The organism is Arthrobacter sp. BG3, from assembly GCF_056680185.1.
The window spans coordinates 1,255,814-1,274,733 of record NZ_CM155270.1 but is presented as its reverse complement, the minus strand read 5'-3'; the positions used below and the strand labels follow the sequence as shown (position 1 = coordinate 1,274,733).

General features: G+C 68.5%; 13 protein-coding genes. 6 read left to right on the top strand and 7 right to left on the bottom strand.

Annotation, left to right across the window (positions count from 1 at the left end; genetic code table 11):
* Positions 1-52: 52 nt before the first annotated feature.
* Complete coding sequence (locus AC1MFL_RS05565) at positions 53-3,709, bottom strand: TM0106 family RecB-like putative nuclease (RefSeq protein WP_479813921.1); 3,657 nt, start codon at positions 3,707-3,709, stop codon at positions 53-55.
* Positions 3,710-4,008: 299 nt separating this feature from the next.
* Between AC1MFL_RS05565 and AC1MFL_RS05560 the strand changes: the two genes are divergently transcribed.
* The 5 genes from AC1MFL_RS05560 (at position 4,009) to AC1MFL_RS05540 (ending at position 10,824) form a co-directional block, all read left to right on the top strand.
* Positions 4,009-4,614, top strand: coding sequence for an SOUL family heme-binding protein (locus AC1MFL_RS05560; protein WP_479813919.1), 606 nt, complete (start codon positions 4,009-4,011; stop codon positions 4,612-4,614).
* Between the two features lie 137 nt (positions 4,615-4,751).
* Entirely contained in the window at positions 4,752-7,232 is a 2,481-nt protein-coding gene (locus AC1MFL_RS05555; protein WP_479815320.1) for a Tex family protein, read from the top strand.
* Positions 7,233-7,390: 158 nt separating this feature from the next.
* A complete protein-coding gene (locus tag AC1MFL_RS05550; RefSeq protein ID WP_479813917.1) occupies positions 7,391-8,785 on the top strand; it encodes an OFA family MFS transporter in 1,395 nt (464 codons plus the stop codon).
* 1 nt (position 8,786) lies between these two features.
* Positions 8,787-8,915: an MFS transporter small subunit gene (locus AC1MFL_RS05545; RefSeq protein WP_264196830.1), complete on the top strand. Its 129-nt coding sequence runs from the start codon at positions 8,787-8,789 to the stop codon at positions 8,913-8,915.
* Between the two features lie 118 nt (positions 8,916-9,033).
* Positions 9,034-10,824, top strand: coding sequence for a gamma-glutamyltransferase family protein (locus tag AC1MFL_RS05540; protein ID WP_479815318.1), 1,791 nt, complete (start codon positions 9,034-9,036; stop codon positions 10,822-10,824).
* Positions 10,825-10,920: 96 nt separating this feature from the next.
* On the opposite strand, the gene AC1MFL_RS05535 is transcribed toward AC1MFL_RS05540, so the two are convergent.
* The 6 genes from AC1MFL_RS05535 to AC1MFL_RS05510 all read right to left on the bottom strand — a co-directional run bounded on the left by AC1MFL_RS05535 (position 10,921) and on the right by AC1MFL_RS05510 (position 18,008).
* A complete protein-coding gene (locus AC1MFL_RS05535; protein WP_479813914.1) occupies positions 10,921-11,946 on the bottom strand; it encodes an alpha/beta hydrolase in 1,026 nt (341 codons plus the stop codon).
* Between the two features lie 106 nt (positions 11,947-12,052).
* A complete protein-coding gene (locus AC1MFL_RS05530) occupies positions 12,053-14,611 on the bottom strand; it encodes an HNH endonuclease signature motif containing protein (RefSeq protein ID WP_479813912.1) in 2,559 nt (852 codons plus the stop codon).
* A 135-nt stretch (positions 14,612-14,746) separates the two neighbouring features.
* Positions 14,747-15,589, bottom strand: coding sequence for a YqjF family protein (locus AC1MFL_RS05525; RefSeq protein WP_479813910.1), 843 nt, complete (start codon positions 15,587-15,589; stop codon positions 14,747-14,749).
* A gap of 69 nt (positions 15,590-15,658) precedes the next feature.
* Positions 15,659-16,048, bottom strand: a complete 390-nt coding sequence (locus AC1MFL_RS05520; protein WP_479813908.1) for a DUF1622 domain-containing protein — start codon at positions 16,046-16,048, stop codon at positions 15,659-15,661.
* A gap of 47 nt (positions 16,049-16,095) precedes the next feature.
* On the bottom strand, positions 16,096-17,058 hold the full coding sequence (locus tag AC1MFL_RS05515; protein ID WP_479813906.1) for an SDR family oxidoreductase: 963 nt from the start codon (positions 17,056-17,058) through the stop codon (positions 16,096-16,098).
* A gap of 47 nt (positions 17,059-17,105) precedes the next feature.
* Positions 17,106-18,008 carry an MSMEG_6728 family protein gene (locus AC1MFL_RS05510; RefSeq protein ID WP_479813905.1) on the bottom strand — a complete coding sequence of 301 codons (903 nt, stop codon included), beginning with the start codon at positions 18,006-18,008 and terminating at the stop codon, positions 17,106-17,108.
* 215 nt (positions 18,009-18,223) lie between these two features.
* Here AC1MFL_RS05510 and AC1MFL_RS05505 point away from each other — a divergent pair, with 215 nt between their 5' ends.
* Positions 18,224-18,751: a hypothetical protein gene (locus AC1MFL_RS05505; protein ID WP_479813903.1), complete on the top strand. Its 528-nt coding sequence runs from the start codon at positions 18,224-18,226 to the stop codon at positions 18,749-18,751.
* Positions 18,752-18,920 lie beyond the last annotated feature (169 nt).

Sequence of the window (18,920 nt, the reverse complement as noted above, 5' to 3'; positions counted from 1 at the left end):
GCTCCAAGACTGGGCATGTCCCGCGGGTGCGGGGCCCAGAAATGGACATGTCCTACTGGACGGCCGCCACAGAGCGTTGGCACAGCCCGATGAACCCGCCCAGCTGCTCCAGGCCCTCGGGATGGCTGGGGAGATAGTTGGTCAGCCCGGGTGCCCGTACCACGACGGCGCGCCACTGGCCGCGGGACACCGCCACGTTGATCCGGTTGCGTGAGAGCAGGAATTCCATGCCGCGCGGCGCCTCGGCCACCGCCGAACAGGCCATGGACACGATCACCACGGCGGCTTCCTGGCCCTGGAACTTGTCCACGGTCCCCACCCGCACGCCGGCCAGGGAAGCGCCTTCCAACGCGGCGCGGATGACGTTGACCTGGGCGTTGTAGGCCGCGACCACCAGGATGTCGGCGGCGTCGAGCGGCCGGGTGCCCTGCTCCGAATGCCAGCCCAGGCCCAGGTGGCGCCGCACCTGCCGGACGACTTCGGCGGCTTCCTCGGCCGAGGATGTGATGTTGCCGCTGTGCTCCACCATGACAGTCTCGATCCCGGCCGGAACTCCCTCGAGCCGCCGGAGGTCCGCGGCCGGCGCTGAGCGCAGCTTGCCCTCATAGGAGAGCTCCGAGACCGCCCGGCACAGCTCGGAGGTCATCCGCCACGAGTCGGCGAGGAAATAGCCGAGTTCCGGCGGAAGGGTGGCATGTCCGGCGGAAACCCAGCCCAGGGCTGACTCATCCACGGGTTCGGGGTGCGAGCCCTGGCTGACCTGCGCCAACTGCTGGGGATCGCCGAGCAGCAGCAACCGGCTGCTGGCCTGCGCCACGGCGAGGGTGTTGGCCAGGGAGAACTGACCGGCCTCGTCGATCACCAGCAGGTCCAGCGATCCGGCCGGCACGTTGGCCCCCGTCATGGTCCACGCTGTCCCGCCGACCAGCGCCCCGCCGGGCGAACTGAGCAGGTGCGCCACATCCTTCGCTGAGCGCTGCTGCCAGGGGAGGGCCTCCGCGTGTTTCACTTCCTTAGCCACCAGAGCCGGATCGACCCCGGCTTTGGTCACTGCTGTCTTCAGCAGGTTCTCTACCACCGCATGGGACTGGCCGACGACGCCGACCTTCCACCCGCGGGCCACCAGCCGGGCGATGACATGGGATCCCACATGGGTCTTGCCGGTCCCGGGCGGACCCTGGACTGCCACATAGGAGCGGTCCAGGGCTCCGACAGCCTCCGTGATCGCGTCAATGAACCGGTCCGGGCCTTCCCCGGGCGGGGGCAATTGCGCCCCGGAACTCAACCGCGGCGGAACACGGCGGATGAGATCCAGGGCCGGATGGCTCGGGAAAACGGGCGGATTGAACTGCAATGCCGCGGCGACGTCGGACGCCAGGGCCGCCAGCGCGTCCTCAAGGCTCTTGGTCTGGATGGGCTGGTCTTCGGTCAGGGCAACGGGGACCTGGCTGTAGGGTTCGATCGTCTTGCGGAGCTTGTCCCGGATGACGACGGTGTCCCTGCCGTCCTCGTGGCCCAGCTCCAGAACCTCGGTCCCGAACCAGCCGTTGCGTCCGGTCCCGTTGATACCAGTGCCCTCCAGCCCGGCCGGAAGCGGCGGCTCATACATGCGGAACCAGGTGCTGCCCCCGCGGAGATCGGAGCCCGGGCTGACCGTACCGATCAGCTTCACCTTCCGCTCCGGAAGCTTCGCCCCGTCCTTCCACCAGTCCTCGAGCACTTCCGCGTCCTCGACGAGGAAAACATTGCGGTCCTGCTGCTGATGCGTGTCGGGGCCGTTTTCACACCGGTCGAAGTGCGCCCACCAGAACGCCTTGCGCTCCCGGCGGTGGTAGCTCACCGCCGCCGCGAGCATGGACACCCCCTTCCGGTCATCCTCGGACAGCCCGACGGCGGCATCCGCCAGCCCGGCCAGCGCCACTTCCAGCGGGTCCAGGTCAGCGGCACCCGGTGAGGCATCCAGTGCGGTGTCCGCGAGCCCGCCGCCGGCCCTGGACGGGACGGTGGACGCGACGCCGGATGGGACCGGGGACGCGACGCCGTCCCCGGCTGGCTGGATCCCGCGTTCCCGCGCCAGCCCAAGGAGCCAGTTCCGGAGCTCCAGCGTGGAGAGGCAGTCGTATTCGTTGTAGTCGGAGATCCCGGCGAGGATGGTGGCCGCTTCCTCAGCCCGACCGTCGTCGCGCGCATCGCAGTAGTGGGCGTAGGCCACCACCGAGGCGCCGGCGTCTTTCACATCCCCGGAGCGAAGATTCGTCCCCATGTAGAGGGGCTCAAGTTTCTTGATGCTGTAGGAATTCTCGGAGATCCGGATGCTGCTGCGGACCGTCTGGTAGAGATCGACCAGCAGGCCCTCGCGCAGCCATTCGTCGACGATGTCCTCGCCGGCAACATGCAGGACGGAGAGTTTCCGGAGCGCTGTCTTTTCGTAGGCCGCGTAGTGGTAGACGTGCATGTCCGGATGGTCCGGCCGGCGTTTCTGCACGTAGTCGAGGAAATCGAGGAAGGCCTGCTTTTCCGCTTCCCGGCTGTGCGCCCAGAACGGCCGGAACACTCCCGGGACGCCGGGGCCCGTCGGGGCTTCGACGACGCCGAACAGGTATTCCAGTCCCCAGATGCCGGTGGCGCTTTCCTGCCAGAGGGGATCGCCCTCGAAGTCGAAGAAGATGTCGCCCTGGCTGGGCGGCGGCAGTTCGGCCAGCGTGTTTTCCGGGATCACCCGGTAGCTGATGCCGTGTTCCGTTCCGTCCTTGAGGTGAAGGACGCCGCCGTCGGAAGCACCGACCCCGCTCTGCATCCTCGCCTGGTCCTGCAGGCGCAGCAGTGCACTGTTCGCGCCGGGAAGCCGGGCCTCCGCGAGCTCTTTGACCGTGAAGATGTTCTGTCCGTGGAGTGCCTTGCGCTGCGCCGAGCTCATCCGCGCCACGAGCAGCAGGTCGTCGGTGGCTACGACCTGCTCCTGGCAGTAATCGCAGCGGCCACAGGCGCTGAGTCCCGGATTCCCCCACTGCACGGTGCCGGGCTGCGCCAGATGCGAGGAGGTCAGGGCCAGGAACCGGTCCCGCCGCTCGCGGAAGACCGGCAGGATCTCGGAAAGTTTGTGGTGGCTGCGGACGTAGTCGAAGCCGCCGTCCGGGAGCGGGACCGTGGCGCCGAGGACCAGGGTCACCGCCGGGGCCGGTGTGATCCCGGCCTTGAGCAGCTGATCGCCGTAGGCGGCAAGCTGGAGCAGCGCGGTCACCTTCGCGTGGCGGGCCAGTTTGGTGTCGAACACCGCGTAGCTGCCGTCGGCCTGCCGGACCAGGAAGTCGGAGCGGCCGTGGAACTGGCCGTCGAAGAAAGCGGCCTGGAACACGACGTCGGCGCCGGAGCGCAGGGCGTCCAAGGATTCCCGGTGCTTGGCCAGCAGGGTGGCGCGGTCCATGGTTTGTGCCGGCACGACGTCATACACGCCGCGCCTGGACGCGGGATCCCAGTGCCCGAACTCCTCCACGAAGCCGTCGAGGACCTTGTGCTCGTGGCGGTCGCCCAGCACGGCTGCATGCTTGAGCATCTCATCGTCTTCAAAGGACGCCTTGGGCGAGCGGCCGAGCTTCTCGTCAAGCTTGCGCAGCAGCTGGTACTCGCAGCTCGCGGCCGTGACGAGGTCGCTCGCGGAGAACACCAGGTCCTGCGCGGTCCCCGCTACTTCCGGTTCAAGAAAAAACACTGTGCCCCCGATGTTGATGCGCTGCGCATGTAGCCGCCTGCCGCCAAAGACCCGCCGGCAGCGCGGCCTGGCTCTCTGCTCTTCAAACTATCAAAGCCCTCTGACAATCGAGCAGGAAGCAGGAAGCAGGAAGCAGGAAGCAGGAAGCAGGAAGCGGGAACCCGGAACCGGAACCGGAACCGGAACCCAGGAACCCAGGAACCCAGGAACCCGAAACCCAGGAACCCGGAACCCGGAACCGGAAACCGGGCAGGATACTGCTGGTTCCCGTCGCAGGATCGGCGTAGGGTCTGAGGACTATGACCGAACAGCAACCCTATGAGCTGGTCCAGCGCTTCGCGCACTTCGAGCTGCGCCGCTATCCCGCGTATGTTGTGGCCGAAATACAGGTCAATGCGACGTTTGACCGGGCCGGTAATGCGGCCTTCCGGCACCTGTTCAACTACATCAGCGGCAGCAACAACGCCCGTCAGAAGCTGGCGATGACAGCCCCGGTAATTCAGGAGCTCGGTCCTTCGCAGAAGCTGGCGATGACCGCCCCGGTCCTCCAGAGCGGTCCGCTGCCGGGAAGCGACGGTACCGCTGATTTTGTGGTTGCCTTTGTGCTCCCCGCAGGGTTGACGGCGGATACGGCACCGGTCCCGGCGGACCCCCAGGTCAAGATCCGGACCATCCCCGGGTCCTTGGCGGCTGTTCTGCAATTCTCCGGCAGCAGCTCGGAAGCCGCCTTCGAACGGCGCAACAAGGGTCTCCAGGCGGCACTTGTGCTCGCCGGGCTCAAGGCCGTGGGGCCCCCACGATTCGCCCGTTTTGATCCGCCGTTCAAACCGTGGTTCCTGCGCCGCAACGAGGTTGTCCAGGACGTCCAGGAGACTACTCCACCCTCAGCTGAGCCCGGCCGCTGACCCCGGTAAGGCAAAATGGCAGAGTGACCCAACTCCCGCAGCGCCCCGCCAGCTCAGCCTCCGCACCGCCCCGGACTCCGTCCGCCACAGCCCAGGCCCTGCAGACCCAGGCCCCACAGACCCAGGCGTCTCGGACCCTGGGCCCGCAGACCCAGGCCCCGCAGACCCAGGAGTCCGGCATCGCCGCGCAGATCGCCGCCGAACTCGGCGTCCAGGCTTGGCAGGTGAAAGCGGCCGTGGACCTGCTCGACGCCGGGTCCACGGTGCCGTTCATCGCCCGGTACCGCAAGGAAGCCACCGGGACGCTCGATGACACCCAGCTCCGCGACCTGGAGGAGCGGCTGCGCTACCTGCGCGAGCTCGAGGACCGCCGCCGGACCATCCTTGAGGCAATCGCCGCGCAGGGTGCGCTGACCCCGGAACTGCAGGCCGCCGTCGTCGGCGCCGACACCAAGTCGCGGCTGGAGGACATCTACCTGCCGTTCAAGACCAAGCGGCGGACCAAGGCGCAGATCGCCCGCGAGGCCGGGCTGGAGCCGCTCGCCGATGCCCTGCTGAAGCGGCCCGAGCTGGATCCGGAACGCGAAGCCGGCCGGTATCTCAACGCCGAGCACTCCATTGTCGACGCCGCCGCGGCGCTCGCCGGCGCCCGCTCCATCCTGGTGGAACGCGTCGCCCAGGACGCCGACCTGGCCGCCACGCTGCGGGAGCGGCTCTGGACGCAGGGCCGGATGGTGTCCCGGGTGAAGAAGGGCAAGGACGCCGAGGGGCAGAAATTCAAGGACTACTTCGAGTTCTCCCAGCAGCCGTCAGCGATGCCCTCGCACCGCGTCCTGGCGCTGCTGCGCGGCGAAAAGGACGGGGTGCTGGAGCTGGACCTCGCCGAGGCTGAACCGACCGACGACGCCGCCCTCACCGCCGCCCGCGGCCGGTACGAAGCCGCCGTGGCCCGGTTCCTTGGGGTTGCCGACCGCGGCCGGCCCGCCGACGCCTGGCTGCTGCAGACCGCCCAGCTCGCCTGGCGCTCCCGCGTAATGGCCCGGCTCACGGCAGACCTGCGAAGCCGGATGTTCGCCGCCGCCGAGGACGAAGCCGTGCGGGTCTTCGCCGCCAACCTGCGCGACGTGCTGCTGGCAGCGCCGGCCGGGAACCGCGCCACCCTGGGCCTGGACCCCGGGCTGCGTACCGGGGTCAAGGTCGCCGTCGTGGACGGTACCGGCAAGGTCGTTGCCACAGACACGATCTACCCGCACGCCCCGGCCCGGAAATGGGACGACGCGCTGCGCACGCTCGTCAGCCTGGCCCGGAAGCACGCCGTCGAACTCGTGGCCATCGGCAACGGCACCGCGTCGCGGGAGACGGACAAGCTTGCCGCGGAGCTGCTCAAGCAGCTTGCGGGCGCGGACCCGGCCGGCCAGCATGCCAAACCGCAGAAGATCGTGGTGTCGGAGGCCGGCGCCTCGGTGTATTCGGCCTCGGCGCTGGCCGCCGCGGAGCTGCCGGGCATGGACGTGTCCCTGCGCGGGGCCGTGTCCATCGCACGGCGGCTGCAGGACCCGCTCGCTGAGCTGGTCAAGATTGAGCCCAAGTCGATCGGCGTCGGGCAATACCAGCACGACGTCACCGCCGCCAAGCTGGACCGCAGCCTGGATGCGGTCGTTGAGGACTGCGTGAACGCTGTCGGCGTGGACGTTAACACCGCCTCCCCGGCACTGCTGAGCCGCGTCGCCGGCGTCGGGCCGCTGCTGAGCGAGAACATCGTCGCCTACCGGAACGAGCACGGCCCGTTCCACAAGCGCAGCGAGCTGAAGAAGGTGCCGCGGCTCGGCGCCAAGGCGTTCGAACAGTGCGCCGGCTTCCTGCGGATCACCGGGGGAGCGGAGCCGCTGGATGCCTCCAGCGTGCACCCGGAGGCGTACCCGGTGGCGCGGAAAATCAGAGCCGCCGTCGGGGGGAAGGGGCCGGCAGCGGGAAGCTACGCCAGCTTGAATCCGCAGGACTTCGTCGACGGCTCGTTCGGCCTGCCCACGGTGCAGGACATCATCGCCGAACTGGAGAAGCCCGGCCGGGACCCGCGTCCGGCCTTTGCGGCGGCGACTTTCTCGGAGGGCATCGAGAAGATCTCGGACCTCAGGCCCGGGATGGTCCTGGAAGGGACTGTCACCAACGTCGCGGCGTTCGGCGCGTTTGTCGACGTCGGGGTGCACCAGGATGGCCTGGTGCACGTCTCCGCGCTGGCCAACCGCTTCGTGTCCGATCCGCGTGAAGTGGTCAAATCCGGCCAGGTGGTGCGGGTCAAGGTGCTTGAAGCCGATCCGGAACGGAAGCGGATCTCGCTGACGCTGCGGCTCGACGACGAACCGGCGGCCGCCGGCGGGCGTGCGGCCCCCAGCGGACGCGTCGATTCGCGCCCGGACCGTCCGCGGCAAGCGGGTCAGCAAGCGGGTCAGCAGGCGGCCCCCTCACCGGCCCGCCGGGCGCCGTCGCAGCAACCGTCCGGGAAACCCGCCCCCGAGCGGCGGGCTCCGGCCAGGCAGCCGCAGAAGTCCGCCCCGGTCCCGCAGCCGGCCAACACGGCAATGGCCGAGGCGCTGCGGAAAGCCGGACTCGGAAAGTAGCCCGACCGCTCACCGCGGAATACCTACCACTCGGCGCACGGCTAGTACGTTTGCTGATGATGTGCACCATGATTGCCGGAGGCAACGGCTCGCGTTGGGGGCCATTCGCCTCTGTGCCGCCGTGACACCGACGTCTTCGACAAGCAAGAGGAGCAACTATGGGCTGGCTGGACCGCGAACGAACGATCGCCCCACCGGGATTCAACCGGTGGCTGGTGCCGCCCGCAGCGCTCGCCGTGCACCTGTGCATCGGCCAGGCGTACGCAACGAGCGTCTACAAGACAGCGCTGGTGAAGCACTTCGGCGCCAGCCTGACCGAGATCGGCGTGATCTTCTCGATCGCCATCGTGATGCTGGGCCTCTCGGCCGCCATCATGGGCACCTGGGTGGACAAGAACGGCCCGCGCAAGGCGATGTTCACCTCGGCGGTGTTCTGGGCCAGCGGCTTCCTGATCGGTTCGCTCGGCATCTTCAGCAGCCAGCTCTGGCTCGTCTACCTGGGCTACGGCTTCATCGGCGGCATCGGCCTGGGCATCGGCTACATCTCGCCGGTCTCCACCCTGATCAAATGGTTCCCCGACCGCCCGGGCCTCGCGACCGGCATGGCCATCATGGGCTTCGGCGGCGGTGCCCTGATTGCCAGCCCGGTCTCCACCGCGCTGCTGAAAATGTACGACCCCAACTCCGGGGCCAAGGGCTGGATCGCCAGCGGCGACTCCGTCGGCAAGCTCTTCCTGACCCTGGCCGTCCTGTACCTCGCCTACATGATGTTCGGCGCGTTCACCATCAAGGTCCCGGCCGAGGGCTGGAAGCCGGCGGGCTTCGACCCCTCCAAGGTCAAGGCCGCCACGCTGGTCACCACCGACAACGTCTCCGCCAAGAACGCCGTCAAGACCAGGCAGTTCTGGCTGGTCTGGGTCGCCCTGTTCTGTAATGTCACCGCTGGCATCGGCATCCTCGAACAGGCCGCGCCGATGATCCAGGACTTCTTCCGCCAGTCCGACGGCGTGTCCCTGGTCAGCGCCGCCGTCGCCGCCGGCTTCGTCGGGCTGCTCTCGATCGGCAACATGTCCGGCCGCTTCGCCTGGTCCGCCACCTCGGACGTCACCGGCCGCAAGCGCATCTACATGATGTACCTCGGCGTCGGTGCCGTGCTCTACGCCGTGCTGGCACTGGCCGGCTCCACCAGCACGTTCCTCTATGTGGCGCTCGCGTTCATCATCATCTCCTTCTACGGCGGCGGCTTCTCGACCGCCCCCGCCTACCTGCGCGACCTCTTCGGCACCTTCCAGGTCGGGGCGATCCATGGCCGGCTCCTTACGGCCTGGTCCGCTGCCGGCATCGCCGGGCCGCTGATTGTCAACGCATTCCTGGATGCCCAGGGCAAGCCCGGCCAGCTAACCGCTGCGTCCTACCAGCCGGCCCTGCTGACCATGGTGGGGCTGCTGGTGATCGGCTTTGTCGCCAACCTGCTGGTCAACCCGGTCGATGCCCGGTTCCACGAACCCCGCCCGGGCCGCGCCCGGTCCGACGAACCCGCCTTGGAGGCCTGAAATGAGCACTGCACAGACATCGGTCAATCCGTCGACCGGGAAACTGGTGATCGCCTGGGCGCTCGTCGGGGTTCCGCTGGGATACGGCGTATACGAAACCCTCACCCGGGTGGCGGCCCTGTTTGGCTGAGCCAATGCCGGCTGGCGGTTCCGTGGGTTCCCCGGGGGCTTCCGCGGCGGCCGGCCCGGTGGCGTTCACCCGCCCGGAGGCGTTCACCACCCGCCCCACGCTGCAGGGCACCTTCGGGATGAGCGCCTCCACGCATTGGCTCGCGACGGCGGCTGCCCAGGCGGTGCTGGAACGCGGCGGTAACGCGTTCGACGCCGTAACAGCCGGAGCCTTCGTACTGCATGTAGTGGAGCCGCACCTGAACGGTCCGGGCGGGGACATGACCGGAGTCTTCGCCACCGCGGAGGAACCCGGCAAACCCGTCGTGCTGATGGGCCAGGGCCCGGCCCCAGCCGGAGCCACCCCGGTGCACTATCTCGCCGAAGGCCTGGAACTGGTGCCGGGCTCGGGTGCACTGGCCGCCGCGGTGCCCGCCGCCGTCGACGCCTGGCTCCTGCTGTTGCGCGACCACGGGACGTGGGAACTGGGCGAGGTGCTGGAATTCGCGATCGACTATGCCCGGGACGGGCACCCGATGCTGGGCAGGGTCGGGACGACAATCGCCGCCGTAGCGGAACTGTTCAAGACTCACTGGCCCACCTCGGCCGACCTCTGGATGCCAGGCGGCCGGATTCCGGCCGAAGGGGAGCTTGTCCGGAACCCTGCGTATGCCCGGACGCTGCAACGCCTGGTCGACGCCGGGACAGCCGGTTCGGTTGTGCAGGCGGGGAACGACACCCGCGAGGCCCGGATCGATGCCGCTCGCCGGGAATGGCGCGAGGGCTTCGTCGCCAGGGCGATGGTGGAATCCGTCCAGACCCCGCACCGGCATTCCTCCGGCACGGACCACCGCGGGGTCCTGGCACTCGAGGACATCGGGGGATTCCAAGCCGGATACGAGCCGGCAGCCACCGTTGAGTTCCGGGGACACACGATCGCCAAGACGGGGCCGTGGGGGCAGGGCCCGGCGCTGCTTCAGACGCTCGCCATTCTCGAGGGGTTCGATGACCGGTACCTCGACCCGTCCACCGAGCTCGGTGCGCACACCATCCTGGAAGCCCAGAAACTGGCGCTCGCGGACCGGGAAGCCTACTACGGCGACACCGATGTGCCGCTGGAGTATCTGCTGTCCGCCGAATACTGCGCCGGACGCCGCGCGCTGATCGGGGAGCGGGCCTCGCATGACTTCCGGCCCGGCACAGTGCCCGGCCGTGAGCCGTTCTTGCCGCCGCTGCGCACCCACTACACGCCGCCAACTCCTTCGGGGGCGGGAGACGGAGCGGGAACGGGAGCCGGCGGGCTCGGGGTGGGGGAGCCCACCGTAGCGCCGAGCGGGGAAACCCGGGGCGACACCTGCCATATCGACGTCGTGGACCGCTGGGGCAACATGGTCTCTGCCACGCCGTCGGGCGGCTGGCTGCAGTCCTCACCCGCCATCCCCCAGCTGGGCTTTTGTCTCGGCACCCGGCTCCAGATGACCTGGCTCGAACCGGGTACACCGTCCACCCTGACCCCGGGGAAGCGGCCCCGCACCACCCTGACACCCACCATTGTGCTGCGGGACGGCAAGGCCGTGACCGCGCTGGGTTCGCCGGGCGGTGACCAACAGGATCAATGGCAGCTGCCGTACCTGCTGCGCACGATCGTCGGCGGCTACACGCCGCAGCAAGCCGTGGACGCACCCACGTTCCATACGACGTCGATGCCCGGTTCATTCTGGCCGCGCACCTGGGAACCCGGCGGCGCCGTCGTCGAGGACCGGCTGGGCGAGGACGTCATCGCGGGACTGGAACGCCGCGGTCACGTCGTCACCAGGGTAGGCGGCTGGACGCTGGGACGGCTCTCGGCGGTGGTGCGGGATCCTGCGACCGGCGTCCTGCAGGCGGCGGCAAATCCCCGCGGTGCGCAGGGATACGCCGCGGGACGTTAGCGGGCGACGTTGCCACTCAGCCGACGAATTTTGGATGATTCCATCGTGGCAGAATCCGGGCGTCCCTGGGTGTGTCTTTGGGCGACGGCCTGCCCGTCAGCCGGCGCTGCGGACCCCGTCCATGAAGCGGACTGATTCCGCAGCGATCTGCTGCTGGGCCTGGTCGCGGGGGACGCCCGGTTGGCCGTCCCCGGGTTGCTCACCATAGTCTCCGAAGAACGCGTGCACCCCGCCCTGCACAGTTGCGAAGGTGGCGGTTGGAGGGAGCATCAACTTCGACGCAGCGATCTTGTCAGGGGTGGTGAGGCCATCATTCGAGCCTGAGATGGACAGCACCGAGAGATTGTTGCTGCCCGCCAGGCTGTCTGCGGGGTAGGAAGCAAAGAGCAGTAGCCCGGAGACGTCGGGGTTCGACTTCGCGAAGGAAGATGCGCTTACTCCTCCCAGCGAGTGGCCCCCGACAGCCCAAGCCGTGACGTCGGGGTGGCGGTCCATGGCTCCGCGGGCCTGGCCGGTGTCCAGCAGCGGGATGCCCAGCGGTGCTTTCAGGATGACGACCAGATGGCCCGCGTTCACGAGCGGGCCCAGGATGTCCCGGTAGGCGTGCGCGTCTACCCGCGCCCCGGGGTAGAAGACGAGACCCGACGTGACCCTGCCCTCCGGGGCGAGAGTGATCGAGGTGGCGTCCTCAGTGGAGGTCCCGGTCGTCTGGCCATCGGCGCCGCCGGGCTGGTAGGGGAATGGGTTGAGCCACGCCAGACCCGCGACGAGACCGAGAACAACAATCCTGCCCGCAAGGCGGCGGAGCAGTTGCCAGCGCGTCACTCTGCGCTGCGGCCTCCGGTGATTGTTCGAACTCCGGTTGGGGTTGGGGCTCCAGTGCTTGAGCAGGGTCGAGTGTTTGAAAAGCGTGAACATCCAGACAAGGCCCAGTGCGACGGCGGCCAACAATAGGGCCGGCAGCGCCGGGTGGCCGCCGAGGACGGCGCTGTTGCTAAGCAACATCCAGAGCGGGACCACGATCAGTGCTGCCGCAGTGACGGCGCCACTCCATCTCAGGACCGCCGGCCCAAGCCTTCCGGGTTCATGGTTGCCCTGGTCCTCCGGCGTCGCGTTTCTCACAGCTCGATGGTATCTCCATCATCGAGATAACTGGATTTTCACCGTGCTGGACGGCACTTGTGTTCATGCCGTGCGGAGCTTGCTGTCGTTGTTCAGGGGCCCAGGGTCAGCCGGGGGTGTCGGGGTCTGTGGGTCGGAAGTAGTGGTTGCGGCGGGGTTTTTGGCGTGGGTCCAGGTGTGGGGGCGGGATGAACCAGGGGATGCCGGTGCGGATTTGGATGGTCCATTGTTCTTTGTGGATGACGTGGTGGTGGTGGGAGCACAGGAGTGTTCCGTTGTCTGTGCCGGTTGTTCCGGCGCGGGACCAGTAGGTGATGTGGTGGGCTTCGCACCAGGGCGCGGGGATGGTGCAGCCGGGGAACGCGCAGCCTTGGTCGCGGGCGGTGAGGGCTTTGCGGATGTGGGGCGGGAAGACCCGTGAGGCCCGGCCGATGTCCAGGACCCGGCCTTCGCTGCCGAGCAGGACCGGGATGATGTCCGCGTCGCAGGCGATTTTCCGGACGGTGGAGGCGGTGACGGGTCCGGTGAAGAGCAGGTTACCGGTGTGTTCCGTTGTGGCTCCCGGGTGGAAGGGGCTGCCGGCGGTGTTCTGGAGGTCTCCGTCGAGGTGTCCGAGCCGGGCGAGCAGGTCCCGGTAGTCGATGGTGACCATGACCTGTGGGCGGAGTCCTCCCGCGGCGGGCAGCGTGCCGGCGGCGAGGGCGGCTTTGCAGGCACCGACGAGGCCGTCGAGGAGTTTCTGCGGGCGTGAGCGCAGGTCAAGGGGGACCTCTGCGGCGTCCGGGCCGCCCTCGGCCCACGGGACGGGGCCTCCGGCGACGGCCCCGGCGCAGATCCCGGCGGCCGGGACTCCGGCGGCAGCGGTGGTGCCTGCCGGGGCGGCGTCGGTTCCGGGTTCCGGGGCTGGTGTGCGGGGGTTGGTGGCGGTGTTCATGACGGTGAGGAGGTGTTCGAATTGTTCGGCCGTTCCGAAGATTTCCAGGTGCTGGAGTCCGTGGCGGGGTTTGCGGATGAAGGCGCCCTGGAGTTGGCGCAGGAGTTCCTCGGAGGGCTCGGCGCCGTCCTGGTCCAGGGCATCGGTCCAGCTCCGGGCCACGCGTGTCAGGAAGTCCGTGTCGTTCTCCGCCGCGGTGCGGGTCAGGGCGTGTTCCATCCCGGCGGCGGCGCCGGCGTCGCAGACGTGCCGGACACGGTCCAGTGCCAGGGTGATGATGGTCGCGGGCCGGGACGCGACCTCCCCGGAGGCCACGGCGGCCCCGAGTTCCCCGTGCACGGCCGGTAAGGGCCCGCCGGTGAATCCCTGGCGCGGCAGCAGACTCTCGGCCAGGGACAACCGGCGCCGGGCCTCGGCGGCGCTGATCCGCAGCCGCGCCCTGAGGAATTCCGTGGTGTTCCGGTAACCGTCGTCCACGGCAACAGTTGAGCCATCACCGGTGGCCGGAGCGTTCGGTGCTCCCGGCGTCGCTGCGGCCGCGGATCCTACTCCTGCTGGCCCCGCAGCCGCAGCCGCAGCCGTAGCGCCGGGGGCGGGGGCCTCACGCCAGCCGGTGGTCCACGAGGTGCTGGCCTTCGCGGCGGTAGCCGCGGCCTGCTTCCGGGTCCGGTCCACGGCCCCGGCTGCCACGAGCTGCAGGTATTCCACGGTCCGTGAGAGTTCCTCCACGGTGCCGGCGAAATCCGAGGCGGCCTGGAAGCCGCGGAACGCCGCGTCCCCGACGGCAGTCGAACTCACATCCCGCAGCACGGCCAGGGCCCCATCCACCCCGGACATCCCGGGCTGCGCGGTCTCGCGGTCCGTGCCCTGCAAGTCGATGAAATCCCTGACGGCTTCCATGGAATCACTCTGCCAGTTGGCTCCGACATTATTAGCCGGGCCGGACACCGGCCGAAGATTTGCGGCCGTTGTTCTCCCTGGGGCAGACGCCGCGTCCCCGGCCGGCGTCGAACTGACATCCTGCAGCACGGCCAGGGCCTCATTCACCCCGGACACCCCGGACACCCCGGACGGGGCGGTCCCGCAGACCGTACCGCAGTCCGGGCCGCGTTCCGAGTCCTGCAAATCCATGAAATCCCTGACGGCTTCCATGGAATCACTCTGCCAGTTGGCTCCGACATTATTAGCCACCCCGGACACCCGCCGAAGATGTGCGGCCGGAATTCTCCCTGGGGCACAAACCGCGTCACCGGCCGGCGTCGAACTCACGACCCGCAGCACGGCCAGGGCCCCATCCACCCCGGACACCCCGGACACCCCGGACACCCCATCCACCCCGGACACCCCGGACACCCCATCCACCCCGGACACCCCGGACACCCCGGACCGGGCGGTCCCGCGGTCCGTGCCGGGTTCCGCGCCCCGGTCCGTGCCCTGCAAGTCGATGAAATCCCTGACGGCTTCCATGGAACCACCCTGCCAGAGGGCTCCGACAATAAGGGCCGGGGCGGACACCGGCCGCAGGGTTGCGGCCGGAATTCTCCCTGGGGCACACGCCGCGGCCCCGGCCGGCGTCGAACTGACACCCCGCAGCCCGGCCAAGGTCTCATCCACCCCGTGCACCCCGGGTTGCGCAGCCCGCTCCGTGCGGCAGACGGCGCCGGAGACCGTGCCGCGTTCCGCGCCCGGGTCCGTGTGCTGCAAATCTATGAAATCCCTGGCGGCTTCCATGGAACCACCCTGCCAGAGGGCTCGGACATTATTAGCGACTCCACCCGGAGTGCACTGGCCGGCGCCAGACTCCCGCAGTCTGGCTGGCTCGGCACCCGCGGTTCAGCCCTATTCAGTCGAATCCGGACCCTGGTCTCAGGACCTGCCGTCCAGGAACCTTGGCCGGCCAAACTGCGTGCGGACTCCGGGGGAGAAGAGCACCGATTCGGGCGGTCCCGAGACGGTGATTCCGGCAGCAGCGACCAGCTGATCCTCAACCTGAGTCAGCTCGGCCCGGTACAACGGCCACGCAGTGTGGGTGTTGGGAACATACATGGTCCTGCCCCGGAACCGGGTGTGCAGCCCGAACCGGGCGGTGAGGTGGAGAGACAGCGGGTCGGTGGCTTCGGCGTCGAACTCCGGTGCTACCGCAAAGTTGCTCCGTGCGCCGCCCCGGAACCGCCGCACCCAGTACCCGGCTCGGGGGCCCGCAAGACCCGCCGGCCCCGCGGGGCCCGCAAGGCCCGCCGGCCCTCCGGGCCTCGCAAGACTCGAAGGCCCTTCCGGCCCCGCCGGAACGGCACCGGTCGAAGTGTCCACGGCCCCCACACCCCGGAAGCCGGCCCGCGCCCACACATACGGAATCCCGGCCGCCCGCGCAGCAAGCACCACGGCCAACCGCGTCGCATCCAGGCTAAGGAAAACCACACCCCGCGTGCCGTCCGGCTCCCGGGAGTAGAGGCGCACGTTGATCTCGTTGAAGCTCCCGAAATAGGGGATTCCGGGCCCGCGGCCAGGGCCAGCGCCCTGCATGCGGAATCCGATCAGCCCCACCCAGGCGGATCCGTCAAAGGTGTCCGGCACCACGCCCGGCGGCATGAACGGTGCCGCAACGGCCTCCGGAATGCGCCAGTGCAGGAAAACGGCATCCGTCCACCGCTGATCCATGATGATCGGCGCCGGAAGCTCAGGGGCACTTGGCCAGGGATCAAAACCCATCAGTCGGCATCCGCTGCGGAGTCAGTCATGCCCCGAGCCTAACCGGAGCCTGCGACGCCCGGAAACGATTCAGCCCGCAGGTGAGGAAGCCGCGGAGCTTGTTGGTTGCTTCTGCCAGGGCCAGCGGCCGGTAATTTCGAGCTCGAGTGAGAAGCTCAGGAAGGTCCGGATCAGCACAATGATGGCGAGCACACCGACACTTTCGAAGGTCGGGGTGACGGCGACGGTCCGGATGATGTCCGCCGCCACCAGGAGCTCCAGCCCGAGGAGAATCGAACGGCCCAGCAATTGCCGGTACGAGCGGTAGACGGACAGCGGCTCGGATCCTGCCGGCAGCTTGCGCGGCTGGAAGCCGCGGATCGCCAGCGGGATGGAGACGACGGCGCCGATCACCATCACGGCCACTCCTGCGATGTCCATGAATCCGCCGACCGCTTCAATCATGTGCTGAAAATCCATTGTTCCCCTCACTGGAAACTCGCTGGGTGCTGTTTGGAGCGGCAGTCTCAGGGGTGCCGTGCGCCCACTCCGGCGAGGATGGCCCGGTAGCCTTCCCGGAAGCTCGGGTAGGTGAATTCGAATCCGGTGCCCCGCAACAGTGCGTTGCTGCAGCGTTTGTTGCCGCCGCGGGACGGCTCGCCGGTCTTCGGGCCGCCGCTGCCCTGCGTGCCGCTGCCCTGCGTGCCGCCGGGCTGTGCGGTGCCGCCGGGCTGTGCCGCGCCGGCCTGCGTGGCGCTTTCAGCCGTTTCCGACGGCGGCAGGGGAAGTCCCAGCTCGGCGGCCAGAAAGCGCAGCACCTCGCCCATCTCGGCAGGCTCGTTGTCCACGCCCAGATACACCGGTGCCGGGGCGGAATCCATCGTGCACAGGTGGACGATCGCAGCGGCGGCATCGTCCCGGTGGATCCGGTTCGTGAACCGTGACGTTGCCGGAACCTCTGCGGATCCGCTGCGGACCTGGTCAATAAGCCGGGTCCGCCCGGGGCCGTAAATGCCGCCGAGCCGCAGCACCACCGGTGTGATTCCGGTGCCGCGCAGCCGACCGGAGAGGAGCTCCTCCGCCTCGCGGATAATGCGGCCCGAGAACCCGCCGGGCTCCGGCGTCGTGCGTTCATCAATCCAGTCCCCACCGGCGTCGCCGTAGACGGCGGTCGAGGAGACAAACAGCACCCGCCGGACGGGCGCGCCCGAACCGAGGACGGCGTCCAAAACGTTCGAGAGCCCGTCCACGTAGGCCGCCCGGTAGGCAGCCTCGGTGGGGGAGTCCGCCGCGATCGCGACGACGACGGCGGTGGTGTCCGCCGGGATGGGTGGCAGTTCACCGGAGCTCAGGTCAGCCGCGGCACCTTCGATGGCGGCCGGAAGTTTCTCCGGAGAGCGCCGCCAGCCCACCACCCGGTGTCCTGCGGCGGCGAACCGCAGCCCGGCCTCGGTGCCCAGATCGCCGCAACCGGCCATAAGTACAGTCATGGTGGCCAGTCTGCCAGTTTTCGGCGGCCTCGGCCGCCGAAGCCGGGCTACCGCGCGGGGATCGGGAAGAAGACCCGCGGATCCTGCAGCAGCGCCGGGTAATCGAAGGACGAGCGGTCCAGGATCTCGTCGACCTGGAAGTTACGCGCGAAGCGGCCGTCCACAGTGATTGGACGGCCCAGGACCTTGCCGACGGCGAAGGACGCGCCGTCGTCGAACGGGACCGCAACGATCGAGTTGCCGGGAAGCGTGTTGAACGCTTCCTCCTGCTGCTGGCGTTTGCGGGTGGGCTTCTTGACGAGCTGCTTCGGCGGGAGCTTGCGCACCTTCGCCGGCCGGCGGGCACCGGAGTCCGCATACACGAACTGGTAGTCGTCGTCTGCGGCCGCGGCGGCTTTCGCCTTGCCCACGAGGGGCAGGCTGACCTTGTCCAGTTTCTCCGGATCGGTGTCGCCGAGCGGCAGGCGGAGGACCCACATGCGGTCCCCGGAAGGATCCTCCGGCACCAGCTCAAGCTTGGGCTCGGGCCAGACATACTCCAGGTCAGGCTCTGTGCCCGGGAACAGGTCCGTGTAGAACCGCGGGTCCTTGGCGATCAGCCGGGAGCGGTGGCTCAGGTGAAGTTCGGGGGCTCCCAGCCACGGCGGCATAGGGATCTTCGCGGCATAGTCGGGGTGCGCGGCCTGGGGTGCGAACTCCATGATCTTCTCGCGGGTGGTGTCCTCGCCGCCTCTGGCCGTCCATTCGTCGACCACGGTCAGGCCGTAAAGGGTCAGCGCCGGGACGTACCCCATCCACATCCGGATGGCCGGGTGCGACTGCCAGCCGTACTCCGGGATCACCAGCGCGCGGAGGGTCTGCAGCGTTTCAACACGCTGCTTGCCGAGCCGCTGGCGGTCAAGAACCGCGGCGCTCTGCTGGAAATCGGGGAAGGGGAGAAAAGTCTGCATCTCTCCAGTTTGAGGCCATGAAGCCAATGCGCCAATTGCAGGCAGCCGCGGGTGAGCGTGTTCACATTTCGGACCGGGACAGACAACCCTCAGCTTCGGCGCGTAAACTAGCACAAAACGCCCCTGCCGCCCGGAAGACACGCCTCATGTCGACGAATCCAGTAACCACAGCCCGGGCGGATCTCGCGCCCGCAAAACTCCCTAAATACGGACAAATGCTGAGCCCCGAAGCGAACGGCATCCTCGTCCTGGAGGAGTTCACCATCGATCCGGCTGCTGCCCGCAAGGAACAGTACGGTTTCCGGACGGCCCTTGCCTCCGTGGCGCTGACCATGCGGCGCATCCTCGCGCTCCGGCTCGTCATCGCCGCTATTGCGATCGCCAATCTTCCCCTGTTCCTGCTCTCCAGCGGCTGGGAGATCTATGTTGTCTCCCTGGCCGTCGTGGTGGCGGTCCACGCCGCGGTGTCCTGGCTGAACCGCCATGAGCCAAAGATCCGCGAGCGAGGGCTGCTGGAACTGCACCTGCACCGCGAAAAGAGCGCCAACTACCGCAAGGTCCGCGACGCCGTGAAGTACGTCATCGATGCCCCGGCCCGGATGAACGAGAACCTCTACCTTGAGCTGCTCGCGGCCAAACGGGTGGCCCTGCACCTCGCCATGGGCACCGTGGCCCTGCTGGACACCAGTGACGACACCGCCTGGAAAGTCCGGATTGTCCGCGAGATTCCGCAGGTCGCGTAGGTCCGGACGGCCACGGCTCCCGAAAGACGGCACGACACAGTCAGCACGACACCGAGCACAGAGTCTGCACGACGCCGAGTGCACAATCAGCTAAACACCGACAGCGGACAACACGACGCCGGAGGTTCCCCGCAAGGGAACGCTCCGGCGTCGTGGTTTAACTAATGCT

Excerpts from the sequence above, each read along its gene's own strand:
- AC1MFL_RS05560 (WP_479813919.1), top strand. The coding sequence starts at position 4,009 with ATGACCGAACAGCAACCCTATGAGCTGGTCCAGCGCTTCGCGCACTTC.
- AC1MFL_RS05550 (WP_479813917.1), top strand. The coding sequence starts at position 7,391 with ATGGGCTGGCTGGACCGCGAACGAACGATCGCCCCACCGGGATTCAAC.
- AC1MFL_RS05545 (WP_264196830.1), top strand. The coding sequence starts at position 8,787 with ATGAGCACTGCACAGACATCGGTCAATCCGTCGACCGGGAAACTGGTG.
- AC1MFL_RS05540 (WP_479815318.1), top strand. The coding sequence starts at position 9,034 with ATGAGCGCCTCCACGCATTGGCTCGCGACGGCGGCTGCCCAGGCGGTG.
- AC1MFL_RS05530 (WP_479813912.1), bottom strand. The coding sequence starts at position 14,611 with ATGGAAGCCGCCAGGGATTTCATAGATTTGCAGCACACGGACCCGGGC.
- AC1MFL_RS05525 (WP_479813910.1), bottom strand. The coding sequence starts at position 15,589 with ATGGGTTTTGATCCCTGGCCAAGTGCCCCTGAGCTTCCGGCGCCGATC.
- AC1MFL_RS05520 (WP_479813908.1), bottom strand. The coding sequence starts at position 16,048 with ATGGATTTTCAGCACATGATTGAAGCGGTCGGCGGATTCATGGACATC.
- AC1MFL_RS05515 (WP_479813906.1), bottom strand. The coding sequence starts at position 17,058 with ATGACTGTACTTATGGCCGGTTGCGGCGATCTGGGCACCGAGGCCGGG.
- AC1MFL_RS05510 (WP_479813905.1), bottom strand. The coding sequence starts at position 18,008 with ATGCAGACTTTTCTCCCCTTCCCCGATTTCCAGCAGAGCGCCGCGGTT.
- AC1MFL_RS05505 (WP_479813903.1), top strand. The coding sequence starts at position 18,224 with ATGCTGAGCCCCGAAGCGAACGGCATCCTCGTCCTGGAGGAGTTCACC.